Source organism: Sulfobacillus thermotolerans, assembly GCF_039623705.1.
Taxonomy (GTDB): domain Bacteria; phylum Bacillota; class Sulfobacillia; order Sulfobacillales; family Sulfobacillaceae; genus Sulfobacillus; species Sulfobacillus thermotolerans.
Map to the genome: position 1 here is coordinate 2,755,013 of NZ_CP133983.1, position 9,092 is coordinate 2,764,104.

Sequence of the window (9,092 nt, forward strand, 5' to 3'; positions counted from 1 at the left end):
AGATATCGTGAATCAGGTTAGACAGATAAAAACGGTGGCGGAACTACGCGCGTTTCGCCAAGAAGTTGGGCGCCACCCCCAGCGGGTGGCGCTTGTGCCGACCATGGGGGCTTTGCATCAAGGGCACTTGGCGTTGGTTAAGGCAGCGTGGGATCGTTGTGAGCAAGTCATTGTCAGTATTTTTGTCAATCCCATGCAATTTGGGCCCCATGAAGATTACGGGCGCTATCCAAGGACTCTGGACCACGATATGGAGTTGTTATCGGCGTATCCCGGCACGGTCGTGTTTACGCCAAGCGTAGAAGAAATGTATCCGACGGGTCCTAGTTGGACTATTGTATCGATTCCACGGATGACCGGAACAATGTGTGGGCTGCACCGGCCAGGACACTTTGAAGGGGTGTGCACGGTAGTGGCCAAACTATTCAATATAATCCAGCCGGATATGGCGTTTTTTTTTTTGGGTCAGCTTTGGCAGCTCAGATTGGCAAGGCTCGTCTTATTGACAATGTTGTATTAACCGGCTCCGAAAAACCTAGACATCCTTAGACCTGTGGGTTTTTCACTTACTGTTCGCTCTCTGCCGATGGGCCCGCAACCGACGTCCCCACCGTGGCGCTAGAGTCCATCCGGGAGCGTGTGCCGTTGGGAGAATGCCGACTTGGGCATTCTCCCGGGTCTCCTTCCGGCGACGGAACCTCGCTTCCCGAAATGGCCTTGACCCACTCCTTTACGGTACGCTTTTTTCTAGTTCTGGGATCCTTTTTTCGCCGGGACGCTGTCATCCAGGATTTCTGCGAACGCTTCTTGTAAAGGCTCGAGCAGGATTGGCGTTGTACCCTAATAGAATTCGGGGGGGGGGAGCGGATCATGTCCATCTACTGGTGGGCGTCCATCCCGCCCTCAATATCTCCGTGTTGATCAACAACTTAAAATCCGCGAGTAGTCGCCATTATGCGTAACCGGTTCGCCGAACATTTGCGCCAGCTTTATGGGAAACCATCCTTTTGGCAACGGGCCTACTACGTGGGGAGTGTCGGAGGGGCATCCTTGGATACCGTGAAGCGCTATGTCGCAGCCCAAGGGACGTAAGAAAAACTCCGCAAGGCGCCAGAAGGCCGCCGCCCGCTTGACCCCCTCTTGGCTATCGCCTAAGAAGGGGAATGCGCGGGCTTTATGTTCAATGCAAACGGCCCGGCTTACCCCCGAGACACCACCGATTGGATAGCCGTTTCACAATCAGACCGTTACTCGTCCACAACAGCATGCGGGTGATAGACCACCCGGAAGTCAAGCTCCCGTATCCCCACACGATGATTTCGGCGGTCACCAGCGCGACCATGGTCATCGGTGCATGGGGAAACAGTCGGCGGGTCACAAAGAGGACCGCATGGACGATCATAACAGCCCCCGTGGTGGTGCCAAACATAGGCCAGCTGATTGCGCTCCCTCCCTTCGATCATGATACCCGTCGCGGATGTCGGTCTGCGGCCGTGTCCTTCTCAGTGCGGAACCGCAGGGCTCCGTCTGTCGTTCTAGTGAATAGACATTACAAAAGCCGCACGTAGGAAGGTGTAGTGGTATGACACAGAACCTGTTCGTGGTACCGCTTGGTGCCTTAGTGATACTGGGGGGCGCGGTATTATCAGGATGCGGAATCCAAGACGCTTCCCCTCCGATTCCTGCGCAAAATCACAGGGCATCCAAAGCCGCAGTGACGGGAGCATCTCCATTAGAAAAGGCGAAAACTATCGTTATGGTCAGTCGCGCCACGGGATGGGCCAGCTCATCGAATCAAATTTTCCGGACCACGACATCTGGAAAAAATGGGTAATCGTATTGAAATCTCCAACCATCCTGACAATGGATGCCGTCAATGCGAAAACCGCTTGGGTGGGTACAAAAGAAGGGGCTCGTGATGTCATCCTCAGCTATACTGACGACGGTGGTGTACACTGGGCAACACATCAACTCAATGCGCCATGGCCTGTGGTTCAGGCTCAAGTGAATGTCACCACCAACTCGGCGGATGGCTCGTTTGGATCGGTGCTGTTGTCGGGTCCTGTGGGCATGCAAACAGGCCCGCAAGCCCTGTGGACCATTTCTCAAGGTCATGTTTCATCCGCCCCTGTCTACACCACCGCTCACGGGGCATTCGCGGCCGTTGCGTGGATATCCTCCACTCGCGCATGGGCAATCTCTGACGGCGCTAGCTCCCCTGCCCTGATGGACTCTACGAACGGCGGCGCGTCGTGGAGTCCGGTGGCACTACCCCTCCCGAACTGGGTGCCTCCTAAAGCGATGAACAATCCTCGACCACAACTGCATGCCTCCTTGGAGGCCTTTCAATCACCGACCTTTGTCGATGGCGTGGGCTACCTGTCTACCACCGTAAATGTGCCGTATATCGGCGCTCAGAACATCGTCAAATACCATCACTATGCTGTGCTTTACAAGACGACTCGCGGAGCCTCATGGACCCCTATTTGGACCTGTGCTAATGCATCTGTGGTCTCTCTGGACTGGATCACATCGCAAAATGGGTGGGACATTGTCGCGAAAGGGCATCAGGTGCAATTGGACCACACCGCGACGGGCGGTCACACATGGCAAGACGTTTCCGCCGTTCCCTCGACCATTCATCCCCTTAGTGTAAAGTTCTTCGGTCAAACGGGATGGATCGTCTCGCAAAGCACTCAGGCGAATACGTTGTCTTGCGGGGGCAAGCGTAATGGTCAATGTTGTGTGGCTCATCCTCATTGTGGGAGGGCTCGTGGTAAGCGCGCTGCATCACTCGATGCTTTTGCCCTCCAAGGGAGGTGTAGAGGCGGCTCAATCTGGCCTTCAGCTTCCCACCGCCGAAGTGTCTTTAGGGCTAACTCCTAATGACGCAAGCAATTGTCACCGGAAGTGAAAAAGCGGTGGAGGTCGCTTTCGGATTTATTGGCATTATGGCCTTGTGGTTAGGAATGGCTAAGATTGCGGAAGAATCGGGGTTGATGCGCGCGTTTTCGCGATTATTGGCGCCGTTAGTCTCGCGGCTTTTTCCTGGCATTCCTAAAGATCATCCTGCTATGGGCAGCATGCTGATGAATATGGCGGCCAATATTCTCGGGATGGGAGGGGCTGCGACGCCCTTTGGCCTCAAGGCGATGGAGGAACTCCAAGAACTGAATCCGCAGAAGGATGTCGCGTCCGCCAATATGATTACCTTTTTAGCGATCAATACCGCGTCTATCAATTTAATACCGGCTACCGTGATTGCGTTACGAGTAGCGGCGGGATCCCGCAATCCTACAGAGATTGTCGGCCCCACCATATTTGCCACCAGCGTGGCTTGTGTTGTCGCGATTGTGGCAGAGAGGCTCTTTCGTCACTGGAACGACAAGCAATCGTTGTAGGTTTTCTGTTGTAGGTTTTCTAATGAAAGAGTTGATGAGAGATAAAGACGGCGGCGATAAACCCAGCGGCATCGCCAATCAGTGCGACGATTAGCGCGTAACGGATTTTCTTGATGGCAACAGATCCGAAGTATAAGGTAATGACATAGAACGTCGTATCCGTACTACCTTGAACCGTTGAGGCCAGGCGCCCAACAAAGGAGTCTGGCCCATAGTGGTGCAACAGTCCAGTGGTAATGCCCAACGCAGCGCCGCCAGACAAGGGGCGCACGAGCAACAATGGAACCACCGGAGCGGGAACTCCTAAATAATTTAAGGGCTTGGAGAGGAAATGAATGACGGCGTCCAGTGCGCCAGATGATTCGAAGATATTGAGGGCGACTAAAATGCCCACCAAGAATGGAATCATGCGCACGGCCATACGAAACCCCTCCTCGGCGCCCTCGACAAACACCTCGTAAACCTTCACCCCTTTAATCCAACCGTAGAGGGGGATGAATCCAATTAAGAACGGGATGGCCCATTCTGAGATGGTTTCAATGAATGCGATCATAGCTTTGGCCTCCTTGTCGAAATGGTTGGGACAACCTGGTATACTAATTCGGAAAATCCAGGGTGCACCGCTGGGCTCTGGGAAAAGATATGTTGAAACAGTGACAAGCATGATTGGGGGGTATTATGGGACGTTTATCCGAGCGTTTAGCAGCACTGGGTCTGGTTTTGCCGGAACCTCCTAAAGCCGTTGCTGCCTATGTTGTCTGGATCGTGATACATCCGGTCTGATTTTGGTCACCAATGATGGGTATTTGGCGCACCGTTTAATGCACCCCTCCTACCATGTACCGAAGATTTACGAAGTCTGGATTAAAGGGATTCCCGGACGCAATCATGTGGCGCGAATCGAGCACGGAATCGAATTAGATGATGGGGTTGCTCGCCCCCAAAGCGTTCAAATTATTCGTAGCGAGAAGGCTAATGACCGGACGCTTCTTCGCTTGACGCTGACAGAAGGAAGAAAGCGGGAAGTGCGGAGAATTTTTGAGGCCATTGGCCACCCCGTCCTCGAATTGCGCCGCGTGGCTTTTGGTCCCCTTTCGATAGAAGGATTGGAAGAGGGACGAACGCGCCCGCTCACACACCGAGAAGTTAAAATGTTGTACAGTCTGGTCGAGAAGCCGCCAGCGCGTTATGCAATGCACCGAAGGGATGACGATAGTAATGAGAGCGGATCAGGATTTACGAGAAGTCGTAGCAAGCGTTCAAGCCGTCCAGCAATATCAACCCCCAAAACGCGGCATTCGGTCAGCAACACCCGAGGAAATTCAGGCCGGCCTCACCGCTGATGTCTATTTTGTTGGCACCCAACAAATTCTCCACGAGCTCGGGTTAAGTGACGAGGTGGTGACAGCAGAAATTTTCGCGAATCACGCCGGCGTTCTCGCTGGGGTAGAAGAAGCGTTGACGATGCTTGCACCATTGAATGTTACGGTCGATGCGTTAGACGAGGGGAGTATGGTCTCAGCCAAACAGGTGGTCATGCGCATTACAGGCCAATATGGGGTTTTTGGCTTATATGAAACCGCCCTGTTAGGAATTTTAGCAGCATCGTCAGGCTGGGCCACTGCTGCACACGAAATTGTGGAAGCAGCCAAGCCAGTACCGGTCGTGTCGTTCGGCGCTCGCCATGTCCATCCGGCTGTAGCTTCCGTTATGGACCGGGCTGCCATGGTGGGAGGAGCTCAAGGTGCGAGTAGCATCTTAGGCGCTCGTCAAGCCGGAGAAATTCCCTCAGGCACCATGCCTCATGCCTTGTTGTTAATGGCAGGAGATACCGTGAAAGCGGCTCAAGCTTATGATGCGTTGATGCCCCCTAACGCGCCGCGGGTTGTCCTTGTTGATACCTTTAAGGACGAGGCCGAAGAGGCCCTTCGCGTGGCCGAGGCGTTGGGCAGCAAGCTCGCCGCTATTCGCTTGGATACGCCTCGGGAACGGGGTGGGGTAACGCCAGAATTGGTTCGCGAAGTGAGAGCGCGGCTAAGCCAAAAGGGCTACGGGCATGTCGGGATTTTTGTTTCAGGAGGCTTGACCCCCGCGCGCGTAGGGCCATTAGTGGAGGCAGGGGTGACCGGCTTTGGCATTGGCAGTTACATTGCTGCTGCAAGTCCGTTAGATATGACGATGGATCTCAAAGAGATTAACGGCAAACCGGTTGCCAAACGCGGGCGTATTCCTGGTCTTACGCCCTCACCCTCACTTAAGCGTCGGCAGACGGGCGCCACCGGTGATTAAAGTGTTGGGCAAGATCGTGCCAAGCCTCGGGAGACAGCAGGGTTTGGAGCGCTTCGAGTTCCAATACGGAACCGGTGTCGAGACAATCCGCGATGCGGTAAGGTAACTGATCAGGCACAGGCAACCAGGAAATTAATGCCTGTCGGACGGTGTGTTGGGCCTCTTTGGTATCTGGCCAATGCGACTCAAGCAAACGAATCGCCTTGTCAGGTTGATTGCCGTTCATGAGCAGGCGGGCGCGTTCGAGGTATAACGGATCCGCCTCGGGAAATTGATTCCACAGCCACATCATGGGAGTATCTGGAATCTGGCCCAACAAGGTTAGCAGTCGGTGGGTGGCTAGGACCTGGCGCTCTACGGGGAGTGCAATCGGCCTTTTCGTCCACAAGGTTTCTAAAATAAAGGGTTGCGCGGGTGGTAATTGACTCCCAATAACCTGGAAGACAGACTCCAGCGGCAAGTAGGGATTATATGCCCATAAGGCGATCCAAAATACGGCGCCGGCTTTTTGCATTAGGACCGTATCCCAGTGCCTGATAGTCTCTTCTATATCGGGACGGGTTAACCACGAGGGATGGACATCAGCTAACAAGGATGGCTGCCGCACCACGCGATCAAGGGATGGGGGTGACCAGCTCGCCTGAGGGACTAAAGGCTGCGGTAACATCCAATGGGGGATCGGATCAGGAATAAATTGTGTCAGACTTGTCTCTTCAAAGACGAGTGGCCAGATATTCTTCACGGCGTGATAGAGGCCATAGGGAGGAAATACGAATTGTTCGGAATGGTCGCGAAAAGCCAGCAAAAGTGCGGTAAAATGGGCGCACGGCTGGAAATGGCCACAATTACAGCCCCCTTGCGGTCCGGAGGCTGACAGTTCAAAATGAGGGAGATAGGTATCATTATAACCTCGTAGCTGAGCGATTAACCGTTCGGGCATGGCAATTTTACGAATAAGGCGGTCCTCATATAAGTAGTCCCGGGCGTAGCGGAGAAGTTTAGTTGGGAATGGTGCCAAATATTCATCAACAATTTCTCTAGTGACATTCGTCAATGCGAGAGACACTAGTGTAGACATGATTCGCCCCCTAGGACTAGTTTTATCATTGCTATCATGAAGCAGGAGGGATAGATGATGCAAGTGCGTTGCCAGATTTGCGGAACGGTGACAGAAATCGCTGCGTGGACGAAAGAGTTTGAAAATCAAAAGTATGGCAGCCAGCATCCCTATATCTGTCGGGCCTGCCAACAGAAAATTCAGCTCGAAGCGAAAGATAACCAAAAATCGTAGGATGTCCGAATGTCTAGGGGAAAGGGTGTTGATGGAGTGATAAGGGGTATTCGCGGAGCGACGACGGTGGAGCAAGATGACGCCGCGCAAATTTTAGAGCGTACGCAAGAGTTGATTTTGGAAATGGCTCGGGTTAATGGTGTGGATCCGGAGCAAATGAGTAGCATCTGTTTTACCATGACACCAGATCTGCACGCCACATTTCCTGCGGAGGCTGCACGTAAGGTGGGCTGGCAATACGTTCCGGTCATCTGCATGAGCGAACTCAACGTGCCTCATGGATTGCCCAAAACTGTCCGTGTTTTAATGCAGGCGGAGATGACATGCGCCCAGCGTGATGTTCGTCATGTCTATCAGTATGGGGCTGTCGTTTTACGCGAGGACCTCGTTGCCGCTGACCAGGAGTCACAAGGATAATGGGGCACTGGGGACAAGGCCCCGTCGTTGCCGTTGATGGACCGGCGGGCGCAGGCAAAAGCACTGCGGCTCGCCGAATGGCGGAGCGGTTGGGATTTTTGTATTTAGATTCAGGTGCGATGTACCGGGCGTTAGCGTTGAAGGCACTTCAACATGGGGTGGATCTCCGTGACGAGACGCAATTACTACACTTGTTGGACATGACGCGGATTGAGCTAGATGGGGCCGGCCACCAAAAGCCGTTGGTGCTGGTTGACGGGCAAGATGTTACCCGGCTATTGCGCAGTCCGGAGGTTAATGCCAGCGTTTCCGTGGTCGCGGGGTTCCCGCGCATTCGGGAAGAGATGGTGCGTCGGCAACGAGAAATGTCACGCGCGGGTCATGTGATTATGGATGGTCGTGATATTGGAACGTACGTCCTGCCCAGTGCCGATCTTAAGTTTTATTTGACAGCCTCGCTCGAGGCGCGCGCTCAACGCCGCCTACAGGACTTGACGGGGATGGGATTCCCGGCGGACCTTGCTGAATTGGCAGAAGAAATCCGTCACCGAGATGCCCTGGACTCAGAACGGGCTGTTGGGCCATTAAAACAAGCGCCTGATGCGATTTACATTGATACCACCGACATGGAGGTGGACCATGTTGTCGATATGATGTTGTCGATCTATCGTCAACGTGTGGAATCATGATTTACGGATTTTTTTATTGGCTGGTTCGCATTTTGATGTCATTATACTTTCGCATTGAAGTGTCGGGATTAGAACATGTGCCCAAGCGTGGATCAGTGCTGATTTTAGTCAATCATATTACGTTTTTAGACCCTCCTATGGCCGCGATATTAATGCCGCGTCCTGTCTATTTTATGGCCAAAGCCGAGTTGTTTTCTGTTCCGGTGTTTGGCTGGTTAATTCGCCGTTTGCATGCTTTTCCGGTGCACCGGGGCAAAGCCGACCGCAAAGCTATTCGGACATCTCTGCAGCTATTAGCTCGCGACCAAGCACTCATGATTTTTCCGGAAGGACACCGGTCGCATCAAGGTCCATTACAGGAAGCAAGAGCGGGCGCGGTGTACTTAGCTCAAAAAACAGGGTGTCCTTGCCTTCCTATTGGGATTAGCGGTCAGTATGGGTTTCGCAAGACCATTCGCTATTCGATAGGCGAACTGTTTACCATTCCTCCAGAAATGGAGCGTCACGATGCGCAAAAGATGATTATGGAAAAGATCGCCGAACAGATTGAGGCGCCAGCGCATCAAGAGAGTTTGCCAAAAAAAGTATGAACTCGCGCAATAACAAGGGGGCCGGCGCTAAACGGGCAATGAGCCAAGCAGCGGGTGGGTATGCCCACAAGTACCCCCCAAAAGGTCCTAGAAGAATGCCGATTCCGTGGCTTCCTTCAGCAAAGACCGGAAGCCCCAAAACGCCCAGCAGTACATACGTTATCATGCTCATAAACGCCCAGCGTGGGGGAAGCAAGCCACCCGCTAAATAGACACCCAGCACTTGTAACGTGAAAGGGACGACGGAGAATAGGGGGATTGTGAAAGAGGTCAGGGCACCGACCGCGGTCATGGCCGTGACAAATCCCGCTAAAACCAAAAAGCGCATGGATTGTGGCATATAAACCTCCTTGGTATAGGTATGAAAGCGTATTTGGGGACAAGGCGGAAACTTGGGTCATTTTAGCATATGAGG

The 9,092-nt window shown here is 53.3% G+C and carries 16 protein-coding genes; 12 read left to right on the forward strand and 4 right to left on the reverse strand.

Annotated features, from left to right (window positions below):
• The first annotated feature begins 7 nt into the window (after positions 1 to 7).
• The 3 genes from ORD20_RS14430 (at position 8) to ORD20_RS14440 (ending at position 1,092) form a co-directional block, all read left to right on the forward strand.
• Entirely contained in the window at positions 8 to 520 is a 513-nt protein-coding gene (locus ORD20_RS14430) for a 4-phosphopantoate--beta-alanine ligase (RefSeq protein ID WP_430626289.1), read from the forward strand.
• Between the two features lie 133 nt (positions 521 to 653).
• Positions 654 to 962 (forward strand): transposase, encoded by a 309-nt coding sequence (locus tag ORD20_RS14435; protein ID WP_369825242.1) that lies wholly within the window; start codon positions 654 to 656, stop codon positions 960 to 962.
• Positions 955 to 1,092, forward strand: a complete 138-nt coding sequence (locus ORD20_RS14440; protein WP_207654660.1) for a transposase — start codon at positions 955 to 957, stop codon at positions 1,090 to 1,092. Before ORD20_RS14435 ends, ORD20_RS14440 begins: the two co-directional genes overlap by 8 nt.
• An 88-nt stretch (positions 1,093 to 1,180) precedes the next feature.
• Here ORD20_RS14440 and ORD20_RS14445 read toward each other — a convergent pair whose 3' ends face one another.
• Positions 1,181 to 1,402, reverse strand: coding sequence for a hypothetical protein (locus ORD20_RS14445; RefSeq protein WP_146039034.1), 222 nt, complete (start codon positions 1,400 to 1,402; stop codon positions 1,181 to 1,183).
• Positions 1,403 to 1,582: 180 nt separating this feature from the next.
• On the opposite strand from ORD20_RS14445, the gene ORD20_RS14450 reads away from it, so the two are divergent.
• The 3 genes from ORD20_RS14450 to ORD20_RS14460 are packed head-to-tail and all read left to right on the forward strand — an operon-like array spanning position 1,583 to position 3,401.
• Positions 1,583 to 1,834 (forward strand): hypothetical protein, encoded by a 252-nt coding sequence (locus ORD20_RS14450; protein ID WP_146039035.1) that lies wholly within the window; start codon positions 1,583 to 1,585, stop codon positions 1,832 to 1,834.
• 5 nt (positions 1,835 to 1,839) lie between these two features.
• Positions 1,840 to 2,886 (forward strand): hypothetical protein, encoded by a 1,047-nt coding sequence (locus ORD20_RS14455; protein ID WP_430626290.1) that lies wholly within the window; start codon positions 1,840 to 1,842, stop codon positions 2,884 to 2,886.
• On the forward strand, positions 2,886 to 3,401 hold the full coding sequence (locus tag ORD20_RS14460; protein WP_430626291.1) for a nucleoside recognition domain-containing protein: 516 nt from the start codon (positions 2,886 to 2,888) through the stop codon (positions 3,399 to 3,401). Before ORD20_RS14455 ends, ORD20_RS14460 begins: the two co-directional genes overlap by 1 nt.
• 19 nt (positions 3,402 to 3,420) lie before the next feature.
• Here the strand turns inward: ORD20_RS14460 and ORD20_RS14465 are convergent, their stop codons facing one another.
• Positions 3,421 to 3,954 (reverse strand): spore maturation protein, encoded by a 534-nt coding sequence (locus ORD20_RS14465; RefSeq protein WP_103375403.1) that lies wholly within the window; start codon positions 3,952 to 3,954, stop codon positions 3,421 to 3,423.
• A 253-nt stretch (positions 3,955 to 4,207) separates the two neighbouring features.
• Here ORD20_RS14465 and ORD20_RS14470 point away from each other — a divergent pair, with 253 nt between their 5' ends.
• Positions 4,208 to 4,744 (forward strand): pseudouridine synthase, encoded by a 537-nt coding sequence (locus ORD20_RS14470; protein ID WP_430626292.1) that lies wholly within the window; start codon positions 4,208 to 4,210, stop codon positions 4,742 to 4,744.
• On the forward strand, positions 4,722 to 5,690 hold the full coding sequence (locus tag ORD20_RS14475; RefSeq protein WP_242968500.1) for a nicotinate phosphoribosyltransferase: 969 nt from the start codon (positions 4,722 to 4,724) through the stop codon (positions 5,688 to 5,690). The genes ORD20_RS14470 and ORD20_RS14475 overlap by 23 nt, the downstream gene beginning before the upstream one ends.
• On the opposite strand, the gene ORD20_RS14480 is transcribed toward ORD20_RS14475, so the two are convergent.
• On the reverse strand, positions 5,656 to 6,768 hold the full coding sequence (locus tag ORD20_RS14480) for a hypothetical protein (RefSeq protein WP_103375406.1): 1,113 nt from the start codon (positions 6,766 to 6,768) through the stop codon (positions 5,656 to 5,658). The two genes, ORD20_RS14475 and ORD20_RS14480, sit on opposite strands and share 35 nt — an antisense overlap.
• A 54-nt stretch (positions 6,769 to 6,822) precedes the next feature.
• Here ORD20_RS14480 and ORD20_RS14485 point away from each other — a divergent pair, with 54 nt between their 5' ends.
• The 4 genes from ORD20_RS14485 to ORD20_RS14500 are packed head-to-tail and all read left to right on the forward strand — an operon-like array spanning position 6,823 to position 8,677.
• A complete protein-coding gene (locus tag ORD20_RS14485) occupies positions 6,823 to 6,981 on the forward strand; it encodes a DUF2197 domain-containing protein (protein WP_242968485.1) in 159 nt (52 codons plus the stop codon).
• Between the two features lie 9 nt (positions 6,982 to 6,990).
• Positions 6,991 to 7,398: a chorismate mutase gene (gene aroH, locus ORD20_RS14490; RefSeq protein ID WP_242968487.1), complete on the forward strand. Its 408-nt coding sequence runs from the start codon at positions 6,991 to 6,993 to the stop codon at positions 7,396 to 7,398.
• The gene (cmk, locus tag ORD20_RS14495) at positions 7,398 to 8,087 is read left to right on the forward strand and encodes a (d)CMP kinase (protein ID WP_103375408.1); all 690 of its coding nucleotides are present in this window, start codon (positions 7,398 to 7,400) and stop codon (positions 8,085 to 8,087) included. The genes aroH and cmk overlap by 1 nt, the downstream gene beginning before the upstream one ends.
• The gene (locus ORD20_RS14500; RefSeq protein ID WP_103375409.1) at positions 8,084 to 8,677 is read left to right on the forward strand and encodes a lysophospholipid acyltransferase family protein; all 594 of its coding nucleotides are present in this window, start codon (positions 8,084 to 8,086) and stop codon (positions 8,675 to 8,677) included. Before cmk ends, ORD20_RS14500 begins: the two co-directional genes overlap by 4 nt.
• Here ORD20_RS14500 and ORD20_RS14505 read toward each other — a convergent pair.
• A complete protein-coding gene (locus ORD20_RS14505; protein ID WP_430626293.1) occupies positions 8,610 to 9,017 on the reverse strand; it encodes a biotin transporter BioY in 408 nt (135 codons plus the stop codon). The two genes, ORD20_RS14500 and ORD20_RS14505, sit on opposite strands and share 68 nt — an antisense overlap.
• Positions 9,018 to 9,092: the final 75 nt, after the last annotated feature.

Excerpts from the sequence above, each read along its gene's own strand:
- ORD20_RS14435 (WP_369825242.1), top strand. The coding sequence starts at position 654 with ATGCCGACTTGGGCATTCTCCCGGGTCTCCTTCCGGCGACGGAACCTC.
- ORD20_RS14440 (WP_207654660.1), top strand. The coding sequence starts at position 955 with ATGCGTAACCGGTTCGCCGAACATTTGCGCCAGCTTTATGGGAAACCA.
- ORD20_RS14445 (WP_146039034.1), bottom strand. The coding sequence starts at position 1,402 with ATGATCGTCCATGCGGTCCTCTTTGTGACCCGCCGACTGTTTCCCCAT.
- ORD20_RS14450 (WP_146039035.1), top strand. The coding sequence starts at position 1,583 with ATGACACAGAACCTGTTCGTGGTACCGCTTGGTGCCTTAGTGATACTG.
- ORD20_RS14460 (WP_430626291.1), top strand. The coding sequence starts at position 2,886 with ATGACGCAAGCAATTGTCACCGGAAGTGAAAAAGCGGTGGAGGTCGCT.
- ORD20_RS14465 (WP_103375403.1), bottom strand. The coding sequence starts at position 3,954 with ATGATCGCATTCATTGAAACCATCTCAGAATGGGCCATCCCGTTCTTA.
- ORD20_RS14480 (WP_103375406.1), bottom strand. The coding sequence starts at position 6,768 with ATGTCTACACTAGTGTCTCTCGCATTGACGAATGTCACTAGAGAAATT.
- ORD20_RS14485 (WP_242968485.1), top strand. The coding sequence starts at position 6,823 with ATGATGCAAGTGCGTTGCCAGATTTGCGGAACGGTGACAGAAATCGCT.
- aroH (WP_242968487.1), top strand. The coding sequence starts at position 6,991 with ATGTCTAGGGGAAAGGGTGTTGATGGAGTGATAAGGGGTATTCGCGGA.
- cmk (WP_103375408.1), top strand. The coding sequence starts at position 7,398 with ATGGGGCACTGGGGACAAGGCCCCGTCGTTGCCGTTGATGGACCGGCG.
- ORD20_RS14500 (WP_103375409.1), top strand. The coding sequence starts at position 8,084 with ATGATTTACGGATTTTTTTATTGGCTGGTTCGCATTTTGATGTCATTA.
- ORD20_RS14505 (WP_430626293.1), bottom strand. The coding sequence starts at position 9,017 with ATGCCACAATCCATGCGCTTTTTGGTTTTAGCGGGATTTGTCACGGCC.